This is a genomic window from Nocardia heshunensis, assembly GCF_054782115.1.
Genome location: NZ_BAAGTC010000002.1, coordinates 612,703 through 632,753, shown reverse-complemented (window position 1 = coordinate 632,753; position 20,051 = coordinate 612,703). Strand labels below are relative to the sequence as shown.

General features: G+C 66.8%; 21 protein-coding genes and 1 riboswitch. Of the genes, 10 read left to right on the top strand and 11 right to left on the bottom strand.

Annotated elements, in window-relative coordinates; all coding sequences use genetic code 11:
* The first annotated feature begins 5 nt into the window (after positions 1 to 5).
* From narH to narI, 4 genes are read left to right on the top strand one after another with little or no spacing between them, the layout of a single operon-like run.
* Complete coding sequence (narH, locus tag ACYVN4_RS03025; protein WP_460718349.1) at positions 6 to 1,721, top strand: nitrate reductase subunit beta; 1,716 nt, start codon at positions 6 to 8, stop codon at positions 1,719 to 1,721.
* Positions 1,718 to 1,891 (top strand): hypothetical protein, encoded by a 174-nt coding sequence (locus tag ACYVN4_RS03020; protein ID WP_460717658.1) that lies wholly within the window; start codon positions 1,718 to 1,720, stop codon positions 1,889 to 1,891. The genes narH and ACYVN4_RS03020 overlap by 4 nt, the downstream gene beginning before the upstream one ends.
* Positions 1,888 to 2,568 carry a nitrate reductase molybdenum cofactor assembly chaperone gene (gene narJ, locus ACYVN4_RS03015; protein ID WP_460717657.1) on the top strand — a complete coding sequence of 227 codons (681 nt, stop codon included), beginning with the start codon at positions 1,888 to 1,890 and terminating at the stop codon, positions 2,566 to 2,568. Before ACYVN4_RS03020 ends, narJ begins: the two co-directional genes overlap by 4 nt.
* Positions 2,565 to 3,299, top strand: a complete 735-nt coding sequence (narI, locus tag ACYVN4_RS03010; RefSeq protein ID WP_460717656.1) for a respiratory nitrate reductase subunit gamma — start codon at positions 2,565 to 2,567, stop codon at positions 3,297 to 3,299. The genes narJ and narI overlap by 4 nt, the downstream gene beginning before the upstream one ends.
* A gap of 6 nt (positions 3,300 to 3,305) precedes the next feature.
* On the opposite strand, the gene ACYVN4_RS03005 is transcribed toward narI, so the two are convergent.
* The 7 genes from ACYVN4_RS03005 to ACYVN4_RS02975 all read right to left on the bottom strand — a co-directional run bounded on the left by ACYVN4_RS03005 (position 3,306) and on the right by ACYVN4_RS02975 (position 10,130).
* The gene (locus tag ACYVN4_RS03005) at positions 3,306 to 4,274 is read right to left on the bottom strand and encodes a hypothetical protein (protein WP_460717655.1); all 969 of its coding nucleotides are present in this window, start codon (positions 4,272 to 4,274) and stop codon (positions 3,306 to 3,308) included.
* Positions 4,259 to 4,903: a hypothetical protein gene (locus ACYVN4_RS03000; protein WP_460717654.1), complete on the bottom strand. Its 645-nt coding sequence runs from the start codon at positions 4,901 to 4,903 to the stop codon at positions 4,259 to 4,261. Before ACYVN4_RS03000 ends, ACYVN4_RS03005 begins: the two co-directional genes overlap by 16 nt.
* A gap of 98 nt (positions 4,904 to 5,001) precedes the next feature.
* The gene (locus ACYVN4_RS02995) at positions 5,002 to 6,306 is read right to left on the bottom strand and encodes a DoxX family protein (RefSeq protein WP_460717653.1); all 1,305 of its coding nucleotides are present in this window, start codon (positions 6,304 to 6,306) and stop codon (positions 5,002 to 5,004) included.
* 134 nt (positions 6,307 to 6,440) lie between these two features.
* Entirely contained in the window at positions 6,441 to 7,784 is a 1,344-nt protein-coding gene (locus ACYVN4_RS02990) for an acyltransferase family protein (protein WP_460717652.1), read from the bottom strand.
* Positions 7,781 to 8,719, bottom strand: a complete 939-nt coding sequence (locus ACYVN4_RS02985; RefSeq protein WP_460717651.1) for an SGNH/GDSL hydrolase family protein — start codon at positions 8,717 to 8,719, stop codon at positions 7,781 to 7,783. Before ACYVN4_RS02985 ends, ACYVN4_RS02990 begins: the two co-directional genes overlap by 4 nt.
* Before the next feature lie 98 nt (positions 8,720 to 8,817).
* The gene (locus ACYVN4_RS02980; RefSeq protein WP_460717650.1) at positions 8,818 to 9,729 is read right to left on the bottom strand and encodes an SGNH/GDSL hydrolase family protein; all 912 of its coding nucleotides are present in this window, start codon (positions 9,727 to 9,729) and stop codon (positions 8,818 to 8,820) included.
* 11 nt (positions 9,730 to 9,740) lie between these two features.
* Positions 9,741 to 10,130, bottom strand: a complete 390-nt coding sequence (locus ACYVN4_RS02975; protein WP_460717649.1) for a hypothetical protein — start codon at positions 10,128 to 10,130, stop codon at positions 9,741 to 9,743.
* Positions 10,131 to 10,387: 257 nt separating this feature from the next.
* A riboswitch (cobalamin riboswitch) is annotated at positions 10,388 to 10,524 on the top strand.
* 40 nt (positions 10,525 to 10,564) lie between these two features.
* Here ACYVN4_RS02975 and ACYVN4_RS02970 point away from each other — a divergent pair.
* From ACYVN4_RS02970 to ACYVN4_RS02955, 4 genes are all read left to right on the top strand, one after another.
* Positions 10,565 to 10,777 (top strand): CbtB domain-containing protein, encoded by a 213-nt coding sequence (locus ACYVN4_RS02970; protein WP_460717648.1) that lies wholly within the window; start codon positions 10,565 to 10,567, stop codon positions 10,775 to 10,777.
* A 22-nt stretch (positions 10,778 to 10,799) separates the two neighbouring features.
* On the top strand, positions 10,800 to 11,642 hold the full coding sequence (locus tag ACYVN4_RS02965; RefSeq protein WP_460717647.1) for a CbtA family protein: 843 nt from the start codon (positions 10,800 to 10,802) through the stop codon (positions 11,640 to 11,642).
* Positions 11,639 to 12,211 carry a histidine phosphatase family protein gene (locus ACYVN4_RS02960; RefSeq protein WP_460717646.1) on the top strand — a complete coding sequence of 191 codons (573 nt, stop codon included), beginning with the start codon at positions 11,639 to 11,641 and terminating at the stop codon, positions 12,209 to 12,211. The genes ACYVN4_RS02965 and ACYVN4_RS02960 overlap by 4 nt, the downstream gene beginning before the upstream one ends.
* Positions 12,212 to 12,281: 70 nt before the next feature.
* The gene (locus ACYVN4_RS02955; RefSeq protein WP_460717645.1) at positions 12,282 to 12,647 is read left to right on the top strand and encodes a hypothetical protein; all 366 of its coding nucleotides are present in this window, start codon (positions 12,282 to 12,284) and stop codon (positions 12,645 to 12,647) included.
* A gap of 9 nt (positions 12,648 to 12,656) precedes the next feature.
* On the opposite strand, the gene ACYVN4_RS02950 is transcribed toward ACYVN4_RS02955, so the two are convergent.
* Entirely contained in the window at positions 12,657 to 13,196 is a 540-nt protein-coding gene (locus ACYVN4_RS02950; RefSeq protein WP_460717644.1) for a hypothetical protein, read from the bottom strand.
* 69 nt (positions 13,197 to 13,265) lie between these two features.
* Here ACYVN4_RS02950 and ACYVN4_RS02945 point away from each other — a divergent pair, with 69 nt between their 5' ends.
* A complete protein-coding gene (locus tag ACYVN4_RS02945; RefSeq protein ID WP_460717643.1) occupies positions 13,266 to 14,120 on the top strand; it encodes an aldo/keto reductase in 855 nt (284 codons plus the stop codon).
* Positions 14,121 to 14,150: 30 nt separating this feature from the next.
* On the opposite strand, the gene ACYVN4_RS02940 is transcribed toward ACYVN4_RS02945, so the two are convergent.
* The gene (locus ACYVN4_RS02940; protein ID WP_460717642.1) at positions 14,151 to 16,238 is read right to left on the bottom strand and encodes a CocE/NonD family hydrolase; all 2,088 of its coding nucleotides are present in this window, start codon (positions 16,236 to 16,238) and stop codon (positions 14,151 to 14,153) included.
* A gap of 186 nt (positions 16,239 to 16,424) precedes the next feature.
* On the opposite strand from ACYVN4_RS02940, the gene ACYVN4_RS02935 reads away from it, so the two are divergent.
* Complete coding sequence (locus ACYVN4_RS02935; RefSeq protein WP_460717641.1) at positions 16,425 to 17,570, top strand: AraC family transcriptional regulator; 1,146 nt, start codon at positions 16,425 to 16,427, stop codon at positions 17,568 to 17,570.
* Here the strand turns inward: ACYVN4_RS02935 and ACYVN4_RS02930 are convergent.
* Positions 17,489 to 18,268, bottom strand: a complete 780-nt coding sequence (locus ACYVN4_RS02930; protein WP_460717640.1) for an SDR family NAD(P)-dependent oxidoreductase — start codon at positions 18,266 to 18,268, stop codon at positions 17,489 to 17,491. The two genes, ACYVN4_RS02935 and ACYVN4_RS02930, sit on opposite strands and share 82 nt — an antisense overlap.
* Complete coding sequence (locus ACYVN4_RS02925) at positions 18,265 to 20,049, bottom strand: N-acyl-D-amino-acid deacylase family protein (RefSeq protein ID WP_460718348.1); 1,785 nt, start codon at positions 20,047 to 20,049, stop codon at positions 18,265 to 18,267. The genes ACYVN4_RS02930 and ACYVN4_RS02925 overlap by 4 nt, the downstream gene beginning before the upstream one ends.
* Positions 20,050 to 20,051: the final 2 nt, after the last annotated feature.

The window sequence follows — 20,051 nt, the reverse complement described above, 5'->3', positions numbered from 1 at the left end:
GTGTTATGGCACAGCTGGCCATGGTCATGAACCTGGACAAGTGCATCGGCTGCCACACCTGCAGCGTCACCTGCAAGCAGGCCTGGACCAACCGCTCGGGCACCGAGTACGTGTGGTTCAACAATGTGGAAACCCGTCCGGGGCAAGGCTATCCGCGTCGCTACGAGGACCAGGAGAAGTGGAAGGGCGGCTGGACCCTCGACAAGAAGGGGCGGCTGACCCTCAAGTCCGGGTCCCGGTTGAAGCGGCTGCTCAATATCTTCGCCAACCCGGACCTGCCCACCGTGTCGGACTACTACGACCCGTGGAGCTACGACTACGACACGCTGCTGTCGGCCCCGCAGATGGACACCACCCCGGTGGCCCGGCCCAAGTCGCTGATCACCGGTGAGGACACCCAGGTCACCTGGGGCGCGAACTGGGACGACTCGCTGGGGTCGGGGCCGGAGCAGGTCGGTAAGGACCCGTTGCTGGCCAAGCTCTCCGAGCAGGTGAAGCTGGAGTTCGAAGAGACCTTCATGTTCTACCTGCCGCGCATCTGCGAGCACTGCCTCAACCCGTCGTGCGCGGCCTCGTGCCCGTCGGGCGCGATCTACAAGCGTGCCGAGGACGGCATCGTGCTGGTGGATCAGGACAAGTGCCGTGGCTGGCGGCAGTGCGTGACCGGTTGCCCGTACAAGAAGATCTACTTCAACCACAAGACGGGCAAGGCGGAGAAATGCACGTTCTGCTACCCGCGCGTGGAGGTCGGCATCCCGACCGTCTGCTCGGAGACCTGCGTCGGACGGCTGCGCTACATCGGCGTCATGCTCTACGACGCCGACAAGGTGCTGGAGGCCGCGTCGGTCACCGATGACAAGGACCTCTACCCGTCGCAGCTGGGCGTGTTCCTCAACCCGCACGATCCGCGCGTGGTCGCCGAGGCCGAGGCCGCCGGGATCTCCCCGGAATGGATTGCCGCCGCGCAGGATTCGCCGATCTACAAGCTGATCGTCGAGTACCAGATCGCGCTGCCGCTGCATCCGGAATACCGGACCATGCCGATGGTCTGGTACGTGCCGCCGCTGTCGCCGGTGGTCGACACCCTCACCCAGACCGGGCACGACGGGGAGAATCACAACAACCTCTTCGGCGCGATCGACGCGCTGCGAATCCCGTTGGAGTACTTGGCCGAACTATTCACCGCCGGTGAGATCGGTCCGGTGCGTGCGTCTTTGCAGCGCTTGGCGGGCATGCGGTCGTTCATGCGCTCGATCAACCTCGGCCAGGAACCCGACCTGTCCATCCCTGAGGCGGTCGGCCTGGAGCCGGAGGAGATCGAGGCCATGTACCGGCTGCTGGCCATCGCCAAGTACGAGCACCGCTACGTGATCCCCTCCGGCGCGACATCCAAAGCCCACGAACTGGATTCGCTCGCCACCGGCTGCTCCTTGGACACCGACGGCGGCCCGGGTATGACCGCCTTCGACTACATGGCCGAGAAGTTCCATCTCACCGATACGAACGGTGCCGCGGCCCCGGACCAGAAGAGCAATCGCATCAACCTGCTCAACTGGGACGGCAAGAGCACCAGCGGGCTGGTGCCCACTTCCACCAACGGCAACGGCGCCGCTGGCAATGGCAACGGAGCCAACGGAAATGGGCACCACTCCAGCACGCTCGACACCGAATCGATCGACACCGAATCGATCGAGCCCGAGCCGACCGGGGCGACACGATGAAACTGCCGAAGCTGCGACGATCCCGACCCGCGCTCGTCACCGCCGAACACCCCCGGCGGCTGGCGTGGCGGATGGACGCCCTGTCCCTCGACTACCCGAATGCCCGGACCACCCTTCGGCGCGATCAACTCGAAACTCCCGCAATCGATTCCGGCGGGTCCGCGCGATGAGCCTGCTGAAACTGCGGCGACGGCCCGAACCGGCCGTGGCCATGAGCGACCGGGACCGCCGTCTGGTGTGGCGGCTGGCGGCCCTGCTGCTCGACTACCCGAGCGCGCAAACCCTGGCCTTGCTCGACGAACTCGATACCGCCACAACGGAATTGCCGGAGGCGGTGCGTTCCCTGCTCGCCGGGTTCCTCACCCACCTGCGCGCGGGTGACCCGATCGCGCTGGCGCAGGAGTACGTCGAGACCTTCGACATGCGCCGCCGGGCCAGCCTGCACCTGAGCTACTACGCCTACGGCGACACCCGCAAGCGCGGCATGGCCCTGCTGCGTTTCAAGCACGCCTTCCGGCATGCCGGGGTCGAACTCGGCGACGAGGAACTCCCCGATCACCTGCCCGTGCTGCTGGAATTCGCCGCCACCGTCGACCCCATCGGCGGCGAACGACTGCTGGGCGAACACGTCCCGGTGCTGGAACTGCTGCGGTTGTCGCTGTCCGACAGCGGATCTCCCTACGCCGGGGTGCTGGCGTCGGTGGTGGCGACCCTGCCACCGGTCACCACCGCCGACCGCCGGCGCATCGCCGAACTCGCCGCCGAGGGCCCACCCGAGGAAGAGGTCGGCCTCGACCCCTTCGCCATGGACCCGCTCGCCTTCACCGGACAGGAGGCCCGCCGATGAGCTCCGCGCTCTGGCTGATGCTGCCCTACATCGCCTTCACCTCCTTCGTACTCGGCCACCTGTGGCGCTACCGCACCGACCAATTCGGTTGGACCACAAGGTCTTCGCAGATCTACGAGTCGCGGCTGCTGCGGCTGGGCAGCCCGCTGTTCCACTTCGGCATGCTCGGCGTGATCGGCGGTCACGTGCTCGGGGTGCTCATCCCGCAGTCGTGGACCGAGTTCGTCGGCATCTCCGAGGAGACCTACCACGTGGTGGCGGTATCCGCGGGATCCGTTGCGGGACTTGCCGTCATCGCCGGGATCAGCATTCTGATCTACCGCCGGATCAAGTTCACCGCCGTGCGCCAGGCCACCACCACCAATGACAAGTTCATGTACGTGCTGCTGGCCGCCGCGCTGATCACCGGCCTGCTCAACACCTGGGGCAGCAACCTGCTGTGGGGCACCTACAACTACCGCGACACCGTCTCGCCGTGGTTCCGCAGCCTGTTCACCCTGCACCCGCACCCCGACCTCATGGTCGGCACGCCCTGGACCTTCCAGGTGCACGGCCTGATCGTGTTGTCGCTCATCGGTTTCTGGCCCTACACGCGTCTGGTCCACATGTTCTCCGCCCCCGTCGGATACCTGTTCCGACCGTATGTGGTCTACCGTGCGAAGCCGCGCAAGTCGGCCGACAAGACCCGCTACGCGCGGGCGTGGGAGACCCCTGTCATCCCCCGCCGGTAGGGGCGCTCAGTTCATCGTGCGGGCCACGTCGATCGCCGAGGAGATCAGGGCGCGGTCGTTCGCATCGAAGGTGGTGCCGGGGGTGACGACGCCGTATTTGTTGCAGTTGTCGTAGCAGAGGACCTTGTAATCGGTCGAGACCAGGATGCGGTCGTCGACCAGGGTCTCCACGGCCATTCCGGAGTTGTCGCGGAAGCCGCGCGATACGGTGCCCGGAAACAGCGGCACGGCAAGCAGTGTGAGCTGGGCGGGCCGGTCGCCGGTCTTGAATTTCGCCGCGTCGTCGGCATCCATCTTCGTGTAGGACACGGTCAGCAGCAGGTGCTTGGCGTCGGCGACGAAGTCGCAAGAGGTCAGGACCTCACCGGACCGGCCGCGGGCAAGGGGCACCGGACCGATGACGGGGCCGATACCCCGCAGCAGGTAGCAGGTCGCGGGAATATCGCGGGGTGCGTCCGGAATCGTTTGGGGCAGTTGGGGAATCATGGTCTGTGCCAGCTGCACCAGGCCACCGTCGTCGAGCTTCTTGCCGAGGATGTCACCCAATCCGGAGTTCTCGACCATGAACTGCACGTCGCCGTGCTGCACCACGAGGTAGCGGTCGCCGCCGATGGAGCTCACGCCGATCATGCCCTTGTCGGCCCCCACCGAAACCTGGTGGCGCTGTTGCAGAAAGCTCGGCAGCAGCGCTTCCAGACTCGGGAACGGCGTACCCACCACGACCCCGACCGACACCGGCGCGGCGCCCCGCATCCCGGCATGACACCAGTCGCTGCGGCCGTCGACCGGATCGACATCCCGGCTCACCACCAGGTCGGTGTATTTCAAGATGCCGTCGGCCTTCAGCTTGCCGACATCGATCAGGCTGCACGGGTCGAACGCCGTCGGGGCCTGTGCGTGCCCGGCGATGCGGTCACCGCACCCCGCGGTCATCGCCGCGGCCAGGAGTAGGGCGGCCGCTAGCGCACGACGCATCGGACGCCCTCGACGTAGTCGATGACGTCCCCGACGGCGTCGGCGGATCGCAGGTCGTTCAGGGCCGCGTCGAGCTCGGCGCTCGGGCCGCGCTCGGCGAGCAAGACCGCGATGGCCTCGCGGGTGGCGGCGGTCGGGTTGTCCTGCGCCAGTAGCTCTTCGAGGTAGGCGTCGGGGTCGAGCAGGCGAAGGGCGCGACGGGCCAAGGTGTGGACGCGTCGGGGCAACTCGGCCCGGACGGCCTCGATATCGCCGGGCTGGATATGGCCAGGCTGGTACTGATCCAGGCGCACCGACCACAGCAGGGCGGGGTCCTCGGGCAGGCCCTCACCGGGCAGCAGGCCGGGGCCGGTCGCGGCCTCGATCGCGATGGGCGACAGGCCGAGTCGCTCGTTGCGCCAGTTGCGGAACTCCCACCACGCGGTCGGGGTCGCCCAGGAACCCAGGCCGAAGCCGAGCACCTGCTGACCGCCGGTGAAGGTGCGGAAGATGCGGGTGCGGGTCACGGTGGCCACGCCCTCCGGCTGCACCCGGACCCAGGTGGGCTCGGCCCCTTCAAACCCGTACGGCTGCAGCAGCTTCCCCGTGTCGCGCATCAGGCGGCGCAGTGCCGAATCCGGTTTGACCATCCCCGCAGAGTAGCGGCGGGAGCCGACAGGGTCCCGTACCTCGCCCATCCTCCCAGGACACGGCGCGTCGCGGGGACACGCCGCGTTCGGGTGGGCGATCAGCGCAGGTAGGGCACGGGCTGGACCCAGTGGAAGCCGCGCGAGACCAGCTGGAATCGATCGAGGTCGACGCGGGTCAGGGTGAGGTGCACCGGGCGGCCCGAGAAGCGACCGTCCAGGACGAGGTGATCGGCGTCCGGTTGCGTGTAGGCCAGGGTGGCGATCGGCCACGCGTGCGCCGGGTCCCGGGTGATGGTGAGCGTGTGGCGGTCGGTGTCGATCAGCACCGGCAGATCCTGCAGCGCGTCGTCCGGGCGCTGGGTGGTGACCGCCTGCGGGAGGTCGAAGATGATGCGGCGCAGGCGGTCCCCGGGATCACCGCTGTAGTCGGTCACGTCCCAGATGCCGTACAGCGGCGAGTGCGGACGGCCGTCACCGTATTTCGCCCAGGCGTCATGGCCCTCGGAGACGGTGGTGAGCAACAGCCACAAGCCGATCAGCACCTGCGCGGCCAGCAGGAATCGGTTCGCGCGCACGCCCGTGACCAGCCCCTCGGCCGCGCGCACCGGCACCGCGCGGCCGACCAGCGTCCGCAGGATCCGCACGATATCCGGGGCGGCCAGCACCACCGCGTACACCAGCAGCTGGAAGGAGAACAGTTTCACCGGCACGTCGAAGGTGAGATTGAGCAGGAAGACCTGCATGGCCACCACCGTCGCCAGCACCGCACCCACCCCCGCGGTGATCGGCAGGATCAGCAGCAGCCCGGCCGCGACTTCCGCTGCGCCCAAGGCGATTTCGTACGGCTGCGAGGCGGCGGTCTGCGACCACAGCACCGTCATCGGGCTCATATCGCCGAACGGTTCCACCAGCCGTTCCAGGCTGAAGGCCATCTGCGAGGGCAGCAGCTTGGTCATCCCGTACAGCAGCAGCGCGCTGACCAGGGCGAAACGCAGGATCAGCCGGAACCAGGCGTAGAGGCGCGCGTAGTTCGGGCGCGCGCGATCCAGTGCCGACCAGACGGCGGTGATCGGCACCGCGACCAGCAGCCAGGTGAACGCCGCTACCCAATTCGCCGCGGTATCACCGCTTCCCGTGGCGGCCCAGCTGATCCGGGTGTCGAAGACGTGCTCGCCGATCCAGTCGGTCAGCGGATGCAGTCCGGTCCATTCGGCGACATCCAGCACGGTCTGCGTCGGCACCCCGAGCGAACGCAGCAGTGCGTGGCACACCAGCACCCCGGCCATGCCGACCCCGAGCACCACGAATCCGTAGCGAAAAGCCATGCGGAGCAGCGGATTCCAGCGCTGCTCCGGGGACTCGCCCGACTCCTCGGCCGTCTGGACGACCAACTCCGCAACCACGCCGTTCCCTCCGTCACCGCCACAAAATCCTTGCGGCGGTGAACGTTAGGGCTGGGCTCGGTGGTCCGGTACCCGGCAAATCTCTTGCCCCCGCGGCCGGTGGCACCACCCTCGGTGCCCACGGAATCGGGGCGTCAGCGGCGCTTGGAGCGGGCGAAGCGACGCATGATCGGGAGGTCCACCCAGTGGTAGAGCACCGCGGCCAGAGCGATCGAGACGGCCATGCACAGCAGCGAGAAGCCCGCCCAGCCGAGAATGCCGAACTCCCTGCCGCCGATCAGGTATCGGGTGACCACGACCATGACGGGGAACTGGATGAGATAGAAGGCGAAGGACACATTGCCCAGCCACACCACGCGCGGATGGGAGCTGATGCCGCGGATTCCGGCCAGATCACGGGTCGCCATGGTGGCGACCACCGCGGTCATCGGGGCGAGCATCAGCGCCGACATCTTGAAGTTCACCGGCACCACCCAGGTCGCCGCGTACGAGATGGTCAACGCGATCAGCGGCCAGGTGAGTTTGGTGTTGCGCCACCGGCCTTCGACCACCATGCGGGCGGCCAGCACGCCGAGGAAGAACTCCGGCAGGCGCGAGAGCGGGAAGGTGTAGCTCAGCCAGTACGAGCGCGCCACCGGGATGTCGGGCTGCTGGAACCAGGCCGGGGAGGCGTGCAGTTCGTAGTGCGGCGAGACGCTGCCGGGGACCAGGCGCGGGGCGAACGCGTTCGCGATGCGCGAGGAGGAGAACGCCTCCGACAGGCTCGACGGGCCGTTCACGAACAGGAAGTAGGAGGTGTGCAGGGCGAGGATGCCCAGCATGATCAGACCGGCGGCCAGCATCAGCCGGTGCGTCGGGATGCGCATCACCAGCGGCAGCACCAGCGGAAAGCTGAAGTAGAACAGCACTTCCGCGGCCAGCGACCAGGACGGGACGTTCAAGCCACCGACCGTCGTCCACTTCGGCACCCAGGTGTGCACCAGCAGCAGGTTCGGCACCCACACCACCAGGCGGTGCAGCGGCACGCTCGCGGCCACGATGAACGCGGCGGCGCCCAGCAGATGCGTCGGCCAGATCTTCAACACGCGACGGCGGTAGAAGTCGCGCTTCAACATGCCCGGCCGGAACGACCAGTAGATGATGAACCCGGACAGCACGAAGAAGAATGTGACGCCCGCGGCCCCGAGCTGCATCGGGATCCACTCGTGGATGTGGCGGAACAGCTCCGACTTCTGGAACGGGTAGACCGGCAGGAACACCAGGGCGTGCAGGACGAAGACCGCGAACGCCGCCCACCAGCGGCCGCCGGTCAGCGACGGCAGCGCGGGGCGACCCCGCGAAGCGCGCTCGGTGTCGACGGGCTTGTCGACGACCGGTCTCGGGGTGACCGTCAGCACCGGCGAGATCGGCTGGGCAGCACTGGCTTCCGCGGCATCCGGCGCGCGGGTCCCGGGCATGACTTCGGGTGGACGGGTCATCGTGCGTACCTCTCGTACAGTGCATTGGCGATCACCGCGTCGCCCTGGGGTGCCGGGTGGAAGGGCAGGCCCGCGAGATTGATCTGCGGGTCGAACACCCCGTTGACCCACTGCTGCGGTGTGCACAGTCCGTGTCCGGCGGTGAGCGCGCGGGAGTCGAGGAAGTCGACCTGCGCCGTGGCGGCCGCCTCGCGTTCCGCCTGGTCCATCCGGTTGAAGTACTCGACGACCGTGCGGCCCTTGGGCTGGATGAAGCCCAGTCCGGCGAGGTCGACGCAGATGGCGTCCGCGTCGGGCCGGAACAGCTCCGGGTAGCCGACGATGACGATGCGCGCGGCGGGCGCGTAGTACCGGATGTAGGTCAGCACCTTGCTGATGCGCGCGGCGTATTCGGCGCCGGTGATGGTGCGCGGGTCGGCCATTCGGCCCTCGGTGACCGCGTCGGGGCCGCAGCCGCCGGTGACGTCGTAGAAGCAGCCCTCGGTCGACTGCCACGGGGACAGTTCCGATCCGGCCCACTGGTCGTTGAAGCCGAACTGCAGCGTGACCAGTTTGGTGTCGGGTCCGAACGCGCCCGCCTTGGCGGCATTGGCGGCCTGGACGGTCAGCGTGTAACCGTCGCCGCCCGCGATGGCCGCGCCGGGACAGGACTGGTTCCAGACCTGGTCGCTGTCCTCGGACAGGCCCATCAGCGCGGTCAGCTGCACCGGCCAGGCGGTGTCGCCGTGATCGCACTTCTTCTCGTTGGAGAACGGAGTCCAGCCGTTGGCCGAGAACGAATCACCCAGGATGACAAGTGTTTTGCCGGCCGGGGCCGGATCCTTGCCGGTGGCGGTCGAATCGGCGTGCGCGCCCGCGGTTCCCGTCATGGCCGCTGCGATGGCCACGACCGCGGCGCACAGCGAAGCCGATGCGCCTGGGAAACGGAACTTCATGAAACCCTCGAATCGCAAATTGAACAGTGAGTCTTTCAGTTTTGCGCGGAGTGTACAGAGACGAGTAGTGCGTGCGACGCGAGATCCGTTGCGGCGGATCAGCGTCCAAATCGGTCGAAGACGGCATTGGCAACGACGGCGTCACCCTGACTCGACGGATGGAACGGCAGGCCGTCGATATCGGTGTGCAGGTCGAAGACCCCGTTCAACCACGGCTGCGACGAGCAGAGACCGTGGCCGGTGGTGAGCGCGCGGGCATCGAGGAAATCGATACCCAGCAGCTGAGCCGCTTCGCTCTGCGCCTGTTGGATGCGGTCGAGGTACTCCACCACCGCGCGGCCGCGCGGATTGACGAAGGGCGCGACCCCGAGGATGTTCAGGCAGACCGTGCTGCTGCCGGGCGTGAAAAGCTCCGGGTACCCAACGAAGACGATGCGCGCGTTCGGCGCGTAGTACTTGATGTAGGTGACCACATTGCTCATGCGCTTGGCCATCAACGCACCGGAGACACCGTTGTAGTCGGTCATCCGGCCCTGGTCGACCGCGTCCGGATCACAGCCGTCGACGAGGTTGAACACGCAGCCCTGCAACGAATTCCACAGCGTCTGATCGGACTTGCCCCACTTGTCGTTGAGTCCGAACTGCAGTGTCACCAGCTTGGTGTTCGGGCCGAAAGCGCCCTCCTTGTCCGCCCGCTGCGCCTGCTGGGCCATGGTCCAGCCGGGGCCGCTGTCGATCGACGCGCCCGGACACGACGGGTCGTCCACCGCGTCGGTTCCGAACACGCCCATGAGCTTGGCCAGCTGCACCGGCCAGGCCGTGCGGCCGTGCAGGTTGCAGTCGTCCCGGCCCGTGAAGTGGTCCCACTCGTTCGCGGAGAACGAATCACCCAGCACCACAAGTTCTTTACCGGCGGGGGCCGGATCGGCCCCCGCACCGCCCGCGGCCGTCACCGACGCCGCGAGCGCCACCGCGGTGACACACAACCACCGCACACTGTTGCCCAGCACTACGCGTCCGCTCAGTACCCGGCGCGCGGCTCGAATCCGGGCGCGTCCAAGGTCGGCGGCGCGGCGGGCTTGGGGGCCTGGGTCTGCGGCGCGGGCTTGGGCGCGGCCGGCTGCGGCGCGACCTGGGCGGGCTCCGGCGCGGGCGCGGCCGGTTCGGTGACGGCCGGCTGCGCGGCGGGCGCTTCCGTGGTCGGGGCCGGGGCCGCGGTGGTCGGGGCGGGAGCCACGGTGGTGGGGGCGGGCGCGACGGTGGTGCTCACGACCGCGGAGGTGGTGCCGCCCTGCGAACCGTCCGATGACTTGTCACTGCCGCATCCGGTTGCCCCCGCGAGCACTATCGCCCCGCCGATCACAGCTGCCGCGGCACGCACGACGAAAACCCCCGGTGTAGCAGACTTCATGAATACCTCGCCTCTGAACTGAAGTGCCATCTGTTCACTTCAGCGGGGAGTGTATTCAACCCGCCCGGCCCAGCCGTACCGATTCGGAAAACTGCCCCGAATCTTCTGGGCATTCGCGGCGATTCCGCTGGTCAGCGCCGCTACGCCGGGTGGAACCTGTCCCAAATGCCGGACACCGAGGCCCCGCACCGACTCCATCGAACAAGATTGAGAACCGTCCCGGGGCAAAACGCCCGATTCCATACCGTGGACGCGCGTTTGACCTGTTTGTTCGTGGTTTCGTATCTTTATGTGATCGGCGATTCGTGGAATCCGGTGAGAGTCCGGAACGGTCGCGCCACTGTGAGCACCCCTCGGGTGTGAGTCAGACCCCGGCCGCCGAGATGTTTTATCGGCCGAGGGGCGCGAATACCCCTCCCACACTAGGAGTTCCCGTGGCGACGTCTTACGCCCCCCGTTCCGGTCTCGGAGCAGTCTCCCTCTCCATCCCCACCCCCGTGTGGCTGATCGGCACCACCCTGCTGGCACTGCTGGCGATCTACTTCATCGGCATCGACCAAGGTGCTGTCTCGATCTTCGGCAGCGACATGCACGTGCACGAATTCGTCCACGACGGTCGCCACTTCCTCGGATTCCCCTGCCACTAGCCCCGGGAATCGAGTCAGCACAATGGAAAAACGAATCATCGGCCGTGGCGTCCTGTTGGGCGCACTCGGCGGACTTCTGGCATTCATTTTCGCCCGGATCCTGGCGGAACCGATCATCAACCGGGCCATCGACTACGAGTCCGGGCGCGACGACGCCCAGATGGCGTTGGACAAGGCCGCCGGAAAACCCATGGGAGACATGGGACCCGACATCTTCACCCGCTCCCAGCAGCAGAACCTCGGCCTGCCCTTCGGCATGATCCTGTTCGGCGCGGCCCTGGGCGCGCTGTTCGCTGTCGTCTACTACCTGGCCATGCGCCGGGTCGGGAAGATCACCGCCCGCAATCTGGCGTTGCTGGTGGCGGGCGGCATGTTCCTCACGCTGTACGCGGTGCCGTTCCTGAAGTACCCGGCCAACCCGCCCTCGATCGGGCATCCGGACACCATCAAGGAACGCACCGGGTTGTACGTCCTGATGATCGTGCTCAGCGTCGGCTTCCTGCTCGCCGCCATCTGGCTGGGTCGCAAACTCGCGGCACGCCTGGGCAACTGGACCGCGAGCATCGCCGGGGCGCTGGCATTCGCCGTGGCCATGGGCGTCGTCATGCTGATCCTCCCGTCGCTGGGACACCTCTCGGCCAACAAGTCGTTCGGCGACTTCGACACCGAAACCCCCCAGCCCCTGAAGGATCCGTCCGGCACCATCGTCTACCCGGGCTTCCCCGCCGACGACCTCTACCACTTCCGCCTCTACTCCTTTGCCGCCCAAGCCATCCTGTGGCTCGTGATCGGCGTCGGCTTCGCCTGGCTGGCCCCCCGCCTGCTCGGCGACCGCACGACCTCGTCCACCCCGACCGCGGCATGAGCACGGTCACCCGCCTCACCCTGATCACCCACGCGATCACCGACGCCGTCCAGTCCGCCCGCTTCCCCGCCGACGAACCGCTCACCCCCCAGGGTGAGCGTTCGGCCGCGGCCGCGGGCGGCCTGCCCGGCCTCGACCCGACCCTGATTCTTTGCGCCCCCGAGACCCGCACCGCACAAACAGCAAATGCCCTCGGCCTCAACGGAACCCCCGAACCCGCACTCCGCGACCTGGACTGCGGCGACTGGTCCGGCAAGTCCATGGAAGACCTCGCCCCCGAACAGCTGATGTCCTGGCTGACCGACCCAGCCCACCGCTCCCACGGCGGCGAATCCATCACCGACCTCCTCCCCCGCGTCCGCACCTGGCTCGACGACTTGGCCGGATCCGGCGACCGCATCCTCGCCATCACCCACCCCGCCATAGTCCGAGCGGCAGTCTTGAGCACCTTGAACGCACCCCCAGAATCCTTCTGGCGCATAGACATCCCCCCACTAACCGCCACCACCCTCCACCACAGACCCCCCGCCTGGACCCTCCGCACCACCGCCCATCCACTGAACGATTGATACAAAGCTGACGACGAGCAGAATTACGAAACGGTGGCTGGCGGGACGTCGACGATGAAAGATCAGGAGCATGCGAATCTTCATGCTTCCGATTGCCGTTGGGGCGACCATGATCTTCTTCGCTCCTACTGCGGCTGCTGATTACTCACTCGACAGTGTTTCGGTTTCTGCGCCCACGGGGAACTACGGGACCGGGTGTACTTACACGCTCACCGCTAAAGGGATGTACGCGTACTACACCCGGTTTTGGGACAACGGGGTTGCCGTTCCGACGGAAGGCGTTGTCGACGGGTCGGTGATGAACCAGCCGTGGACGCCGACTACCTCCGGGCCGCACACGCTCATTGCGCATGTCAACGGCGACCTGACCGACAAGTCGATTGTCCTCACCGTGGGGAATGGGATCAACCTCGGTAGTGCCTGTATCGGGATGTAGGCGCGAAAGTCAGTGGGCGGGCAGGGAATAGCCGTAGCCACGGCCGGTTCCCTGCTCGGCCAATGTTGAGAGCGCGGCCATCTTTCCAGGGTTGACCAGGAGGAAGCGCGCAGATACGGCAACCGCGATCGCTCCCGACACCGGGAGAATGAGGCCGTGATCGTGCGGGCCGGACACCGCATTGATCAGCGCCAAGACCAGGTACACACTGCCGAGCGCCAGCATCATCCAGGCGGAAACCCGTTGCCCGCGCCGGTTCTCGCGGTCACGAACGATCAACTGGTTCCATCGGATGACTTCGTCCGGTGAGTCGAGAGTCGGCAACTGCCGCGAACGAACGGCGTCGTGGAACCGGCGCATCTCATGCCGGCCGCCGGAGCGCTTGCGATTTCGCGCGGCAACGAAGGCGAAGATCGGTGTCAAGATCACGATCTGCGCTACGCCCAACCAGCCGAGACCTACGACCGCGACATATGCCAGTTGGAGAGCCGTGGCGACGACGATGATCAACCACAGCGGTCCGTAGATGAAGTCGCGATACAGCTTCATGGAAGCCCCCTCCCTTGTGTTACCCGCACAGTATTTCACGATGGAGGCGGGAGCGTAGGGTCCGAGAGCATGACCTTTCTTAGTGGGAGTAGCGGAGTTCCGGAGACCGTGCTCAACGATGGGAAGACGATTCCCTCGTTGGGGTTCGGGGTGTTCCTCGTCGAGGAGGGGGATACGTTCGGGGCGGTCACCAGTGCCTTGGAGGCCGGGTATCGGCATATCGATACGGCGGCGATCTATGGCAATGAGGCCGAGGTGGGGCGGGCCATTCGGGAGTCGGGGGTGGGGCGGGACGACGTGTTCGTCACGACCAAGTTGTGGAATTCCGAGCAGGGGTACGACTCGACATTGCGGGCGTTCGACGCGAGCATGGAGCGGCTCGGGTTGGAGCAGTTGGATCTGTATCTGATCCACTGGCCGGTTGCGCAGGCCGACAAGTATGTCGACACGTTCCGGGCCTTCCAGAAGTTGAAGGCGGAGGGGCGGGTTGCTTCGATCGGCGTCTCGAACTTCGGCCGGGCGGAGCTGGAGCGACTGATCGCGGAGACCGGGGAGACGCCGGTGCTCAATCAGATCGAGTTGAGCCCCAACCTGATTCAGGCCGAGTTGCGGGAATTCCATGCCGCGCACGGCATCGCGACCGAGGCGTGGAGCCCGCTGGGACGTGGTGCGGCGCTGAAGGATCCGGCCATCGTCGCCATTGCCGCCGAGACCGGTCGCACCCCGGCGCAGGTGATCATTCGCTGGCATCTGCAGCTCGGCAATGTGGTGATCCCGAAGTCGGTGACACCCAGCCGGATTCGGGAGAACTTCGATGTGTTCGGCTTCGAACTGACCGAGGCGCAGATCAACGCCATCACCGCGCTCGACGCGGGCACCCGGGTCGGCCCGAACCCCGCCACCTTCACCGCGGGACTGCTGTAAGCAGTCCCGCGGTCGCTTCGATCCTCGGGACTAGTCGGGGATCGAAGCGGTCAGGGGCATATTGACCCAGCTCGGGGCGTCGGGATCCAGCCGCACGTGTTCGGGCTTCAGACCGGAATCGGCCAGGAAGATCAACGGCGGCAACGCCTTCGGGAAGTTGCTGGCGTAGACGTCGACGCGCAGGCGGTGGCCCGGCTGCAGGACGGCGTCGATCGGGGTCAGCGCGATGTCCAGGGTGACCGGGACACCGGGCACGGTCGGCTCCCGACGGGACAGATCGAGGTAGTAGTGCGGCTCGGTGTAGTCGCCGTTGGCCGAGGTCTTGCTGTTGTCCTCGTCGACCTGCCGAATCGAGGCAACCAGCTGGCCGGTGGATATTTCGCGAGAATTGCCATCCGGCGAAACATCGTTGACCGTCGCGACCCAGTACCCGTCGGCGGCGTCCTCCACCACATTGAGATGGACGTTCAGCGGACCGGAGATGGTGGTCGTCTGGGTCACCGGGCTGCTGGTGAAGGTGAGTCCGTCGTTCTCCCAGATCCGGGAGTCGTTCCCACACGCCTCGACGGCCGCCAGCACACCCGCGGAGATGCGCGCGCCGTCGCGGCTGCACAGGCTCAGGACACCGGGCGCCACGGTCAGATCGTTGACCGCGCCCTGTCGCTGATTCTCCGACAACCCACCGTCATACCGAGAATTCGGGCTGGTCCCCGAGGGACTGTCGTTGAGATACAGCCGCCGATAGGTCGCCTCACTACGCGGGAATTCCGGCGCGTCCGTCCAGCCCGCACCCTGCTGCTTCACCGTCAACGGCGTGTACTTCTCGATGCCGTTGTCGATGCCGCGCAGCCAGTGATCGAACCAGGCCCGCTGCAACACATCCAGTCGCGGCGGCATACCCGGATGACCGAAACCGGCGACACCGCTACCGAGGTGATAGCCGTCGCCCATCACCAGCTTCTTCTGCTCCTCCGGCAGCGGAATCGACGCGAAGGTGTCGGTGGGCGTGGTGCCGAAGATGTCGAACCACGCGCCGACCATGAACGTCGGCACCTGGATATGCGAGACGTCGGTCTTCAAGCCCTTACGGAAGGGCGAATTCGGATCGACGAGTTGCCGTGTCCGCGCGGTCAATTGGTCCGGCGTCAGTGCGGTATAGCCGTTGACGACCATGTCGACCAGCGTCAGCGGATCGGCGATGCGATCCTTCAACCACTGCAATTGCTGTGCCGGATCGAACTTCCCGACCAATATCGACGTGATGTCCGGAATCATCTTGAGCGCGTTGACGCCGATCAGCCACGGCACCAGGAACCCGACGCCGACCGCGCCGCCCGCACCCGCGATGTCGTTGAAGATGTCACCGCTACCCTCGTAGGCGAAGACCGCCTTCAGCCCGGGCGGCATCCGATCGGTGGCCTCGAGCGCGCTGATCGCGGTGAACGAGATGCCCATGGTGCCGACGGTGCCGTCGCTCCAGGACTGTCGGGTGATCCAGTCGATGATCTCCGCGGCGTCCTGCTTCTCGCGATCGCCGAAGACCTGCCAGTCTCCACCCGAGGTGCCGGTACCCCGCAGATCAACCTGCACCAAGGTGTATCCCGCGTTGGCGAGCTTCCAATCCTGCAGCGCCGCTTCGATGGCTCCGGCGTCCGCCTGCCGGGTGAGATCGAAGATGCCGTCCAGTCCGACGCCGGGCAGGTTCAGCGAGCCGACCCAATTCTCCAGCGGCTGCTTGATTCCCAGCCCGTCCGCGGCACTCAGCACCGCCTGACCCACCAGCATCGGCAGCTTCCCGTAGCCCTGCATCTGCAGGATCACCGGCCGCTTCCCGTCGGCGATGCGGCCGTTCGTCGCGGGATGAATGATGTCGGCCTTGAGCACGGTGCCGTCGCTCATCGTGATCGGCACCGCGAGATCGGGCGAAATGCTGTTGTACGGCTGCGGGCCGTCGACGGCCGCGGTCCAGCCCGGCGCGTAGGCACCGCCGTCAATCCCGGTGAACGCGGTTTCGGATGACGCCGTCGGCGCCAGGAACGGGGTACACGCGAGGATCGCGGACAACACCACGAGCCCCTTCACGGCCAGCCTCGACGGCCGCCTCAGAGCCTGCCTCACTGTGTCCCACCTCTCACAGAATCCATGGGCCAGATTGTTGCTACTGGCGAGTAATAAAGGCTCGCCTCAGGGCGACATCGTTTTACCCGAGGGCGACAGGGTCGAGTGGAACCCTTGCGTCCCAGACAATTGGCGCATTAGGTTACGGTCCCGACCGGAAATGGTAAGTGGGAGGGTGGCAGCTCGATGGCGATCATGGCCCGCGCGGCGAGCCTTCGCGGCTGCCGCGAACTCGTCGACGAACTCGGCGGCGACGGCGTCGAACTGCTGGAGCGCTTCGGCATCGCACTCGAGGCCGTGCACAGCGAGGATGCCCTGGTCCCCGCGGAATCCCTGGGCTGGGTCCTCGAAATCGCGGCGGCGGAACTGAATTGCCCCGATCTGGGACTGCGACTGGGCGCGCGCCAGGACACCGACGTGCTCGGGCTGGTGGCCGTCGCGGTCAGCAATGCCGCGACCGTCGGTGAAGCCGTCGCCTGCGCCACCCGCTTCCTGTCCGTGCAGCACGAGGGCATCTCGATCGGACTGGTCCCGGATCCCTACGGACACAGCGGAATACTCGCGCTGAACTATCGCGACGTCGCGGAGGTCTCGGCGCTCGGCCAGGGCATAGACCAGGCCGCCGCGCTCATTCACCGGCATCTGCTGCACGCCACGGGCGACTACGGGCTGCGCACCGTCCATCTGCCGCATCCGGCCCACGCGCCCGTCGCGCGCTATACCGAATTCTTCGGCGCCGACGTCCGTTTCGACATGCCCACCACGGTGTTCCGGTTCCCGGCGGAGCTGCTGGACCGTCCGATCGACGGTCGCAATCCGGTGCTGTATCGGCTCGCCATGGACTTCCTGGAACGCAATTACCCCGAGACCGACCCGAGCATGACCGCCCGGGTCCGCTTGGCCATCGACCGCGCCATGCTGGAATCGCGGGCCGATATCGACACCGTGGCCCGCATGCTGACCGTGCACGAGCGCACCCTGCAACGCGCCTTGGCCGCGGAGGGAACGACTTTCACCGAGGTGCTCGACTCCGCACGCCGCGACTCCACCCTGCGGCTGCTGTGTGAGACGGATCTGCCGATGAGCCGCATCACGAGCATCATCGGCCTGCGCGAACAGTCCGCGCTGACCCGGGTGGTGCGCCGCTGGTACGGCATCACCCCGCAGCAGCTGCGCAGCGCGGCCCGCACGCGGCGGGCGAACCGCCCCGGGCCGGAACGTGTTTCGGAGGCCCAGGGCGGCGTCTCGGCTCAGCCCGCGAGCTTCGCCAAGTTGGGGAAGTTGCTCAGCTCCCAGCCGCCGTCCACCACCATGTCGATGCCGGTGATGTAGGAGGCGTCCTCGGAGGCGAGGAACAGGCTGGGTGCGGCGATCTGTTCCGGGGTGGCGGCCACGCCCATCGGGATGCGGTCCAGGAACATCTGTTTGGCCGGTTCGTAACCCATCACCGCGGCCACCAGCGGAGTGTCCACCAGGCCGGGGAGGATGGCGTTCACCCTGATGCGGTGCTGCGCGAGCTCCAGCGCCGCATTCTTGGTGAACATGACCACGCCCGCCTTGCCCGTGGAGTACGGGCTGCCGCCGGGCATGGGCACGCGGGCATCCAGCGACGAGATATTGACGATCGCACCGCCACCGGTCGACTTCATCAGGCGCGCTTCATGTTTGGTGCACAGGAAGACGCTCTTCTGTATCAGGTCGATGGTGAAGTCCCAGTCGGCCTCCAGCAGGTCGGTGACGGCACCGATGCGGGAGGCCCCGGCCGCGTTGAAGGCGGCGTCGAGTCGGCCGAAACGCTCTGCGGCGACACCGATTCCGGCCTCCACCGAGGACTCGACGGTGACGTCGGTGACCACGGGCACGAAGGCGTCACCCAGTTCGGCGGCCTTCTTCTGCAATCCCGCCTCGTCGATATCGAGGCCGACCACCTTCGCGCCCTCGGCGATCAACGCGGCGGAGATGGCCGCGCCGATACCCGAGGCCGCACCGGTGACGACCGCGACCTTGTCGGTGAATCGAATGCTGCTCAACGGATTCCGCCCTTCAGTTCGGCTACCTGACCCTCGTAGCGACCGGCGCGCAGGAACTCGCCCGTGCGCTCCTTGCCCAGCGTGGCCGCCTTCTCCCCCAACCCGAACACGTACTCGCCGTTGACCAGGACCGCGGTGACGGTGGCGTCATTGCGGTTGACCATGCGAGAGAGGTTGTCGAACTCGGGAATCGGGTTCTCGGCGTACGCTTCCAGGCTTTCGTCCAGGTTCGCCGGGTCGATGATCAGCACATCGGCCCGGTCGCCCTCGCGCAGGTGACCCGCGTCCAGGTCGTACCAGTCGGCGAGTTCGCCGCTGACCCGGTGCACCGCCCGCTCGACGGTCAGGAACGGCCGCCCGGCCTGCTGCGCGGTGTGCACCCGCTTCAGGAACCGCAGCCCGAAGTTGTAGAAGGCCATATTGCGCAGGTGCGCGCCCGCGTCCGAGAAGCCCAGTTGCACACTGGGATCCGCGGCGAGGGTGTCGAGCACCTCGGGCCGATGATTGGAGATGGTGGTGCGCCAGCGCACCGCCGACCCGTGCTCGACCAGCAGGTCCAGGAAGGCGTCTACCGGGTGGATGCCACCGCGATCCACTCCGACCTGACCGAAGGTCTTGCCGACTACACTCGGGTCGGGGCATTCGGTGATCTCGGCGTCGAAGAAGTCCCGATGCCAGACCCGCGGGCCCCACTTCTTGTCGTAGTCCTTGCGGAACGCCCGCCGGTAAGCCGGATCCGCGAACAGCTCCTGGCGCGCCTCCAGCTGGTTCGACAGGTGCAAGGCCGCTGCGCCGGAACCGAATTCCTCGAACACCGGCAGATCGATGCCATCGGAGTACACCTCGAACGGCACCGGCAGGTGCTGCCAGCGGAAGTCGCCGCCGAGCCGGTTGAGGATCTTGCCGATCAGCGGGAAGACCTTCACCACCCCGGGAATCGCCTTGATGTCGGCGGCCGAGAGCAGGCTCACCTTCAGATTCGGCCGGAAGATGCCGAGGCTGCTGGCCGCCATGGCGACCAGCGACTGCGGGCGCGCCACATCGGGACCGCCCTGCAACGCCCGCTTGCGTTCGCGCAGAATGCGATTGAGCCGCCGCCGTTCCTTGGTGGTGGCATACGTCGAGGGCAGCGTGCGCGAGCGGCACACCTCCCCGTCCAGCTTGTCGAACAGCAGCTGCTGCGAGGACATGCCGACGAAGCCCGCGTCCAGGGCCTCGCGCAGCTTGTGCTCCATGGCCGTCAGCTCCGCCTCGGTCGGCGTCACCTCCGGATCGGTGGCCCGCTGCAGGCCCAGCTGCGCGGTCCGGATATCCGAATGTCCGATGAAGGCAGCAATATTCGGGCCCAGCGGCAGCAATTCCAGCGCCTGGACATAGCCGTGCGCGCTGTTCCAGGTCTTGAGCCCGTCGACCGCCGAGACCACGTGCTTGCGCGGAATCGCCTCGACCCGGCCGAACAGGTCACCCGCGTCCGAACCCTCCACATGCACCGTGGACAGCGAGCAGGAGCCCAGCAGCAGCGTGGTTACGCCGTGCCGCAACGACTCCGACAGCGACGGATCCAGCAGCACCTCCACGTCGTAGTGGGTGTGGATGTCGATCATCCCGGGTATGACCCAGCGTCCGGTCGCGTCGATCACTCGCGCACAACCGGTTTCGTCCAGCGGCGTGGCCGAGACCGTCGCCACCCGGCCGTCCCGGATGCCCAGATTGCGGATGGCCGACGGCGCGCCCGTGCCGTCGAACCAGCGACCGTTCTTGATAATGGTGTCGTACAACAGAA

What these genes read in the sequence shown, in the direction of transcription:
- ACYVN4_RS02985 (WP_460717651.1), bottom strand. Translation starts at nt 8,719, where the DNA reads ATGAAGTTCCGTTTCCCAGGCGCATCGGCTTCGCTGTGCGCCGCGGTC.
- ACYVN4_RS02965 (WP_460717647.1), top strand. Translation starts at nt 10,800, where the DNA reads ATGGAAAAACGAATCATCGGCCGTGGCGTCCTGTTGGGCGCACTCGGC.
- ACYVN4_RS02950 (WP_460717644.1), bottom strand. Translation starts at nt 13,196, where the DNA reads ATGAAGCTGTATCGCGACTTCATCTACGGACCGCTGTGGTTGATCATC.
- narH (WP_460718349.1), top strand. Translation starts at nt 6, where the DNA reads ATGGCACAGCTGGCCATGGTCATGAACCTGGACAAGTGCATCGGCTGC.
- narJ (WP_460717657.1), top strand. Translation starts at nt 1,888, where the DNA reads ATGAGCCTGCTGAAACTGCGGCGACGGCCCGAACCGGCCGTGGCCATG.
- ACYVN4_RS03000 (WP_460717654.1), bottom strand. Translation starts at nt 4,903, where the DNA reads ATGGTCAAACCGGATTCGGCACTGCGCCGCCTGATGCGCGACACGGGG.
- ACYVN4_RS03020 (WP_460717658.1), top strand. Translation starts at nt 1,718, where the DNA reads ATGAAACTGCCGAAGCTGCGACGATCCCGACCCGCGCTCGTCACCGCC.
- ACYVN4_RS03005 (WP_460717655.1), bottom strand. Translation starts at nt 4,274, where the DNA reads ATGCGTCGTGCGCTAGCGGCCGCCCTACTCCTGGCCGCGGCGATGACC.
- narI (WP_460717656.1), top strand. Translation starts at nt 2,565, where the DNA reads ATGAGCTCCGCGCTCTGGCTGATGCTGCCCTACATCGCCTTCACCTCC.
- ACYVN4_RS02955 (WP_460717645.1), top strand. Translation starts at nt 12,282, where the DNA reads ATGCGAATCTTCATGCTTCCGATTGCCGTTGGGGCGACCATGATCTTC.
- ACYVN4_RS02975 (WP_460717649.1), bottom strand. Translation starts at nt 10,130, where the DNA reads ATGAAGTCTGCTACACCGGGGGTTTTCGTCGTGCGTGCCGCGGCAGCT.
- ACYVN4_RS02990 (WP_460717652.1), bottom strand. Translation starts at nt 7,784, where the DNA reads ATGACCCGTCCACCCGAAGTCATGCCCGGGACCCGCGCGCCGGATGCC.
- ACYVN4_RS02935 (WP_460717641.1), top strand. Translation starts at nt 16,425, where the DNA reads ATGGCGATCATGGCCCGCGCGGCGAGCCTTCGCGGCTGCCGCGAACTC.
- ACYVN4_RS02960 (WP_460717646.1), top strand. Translation starts at nt 11,639, where the DNA reads ATGAGCACGGTCACCCGCCTCACCCTGATCACCCACGCGATCACCGAC.
- ACYVN4_RS02945 (WP_460717643.1), top strand. Translation starts at nt 13,266, where the DNA reads ATGACCTTTCTTAGTGGGAGTAGCGGAGTTCCGGAGACCGTGCTCAAC.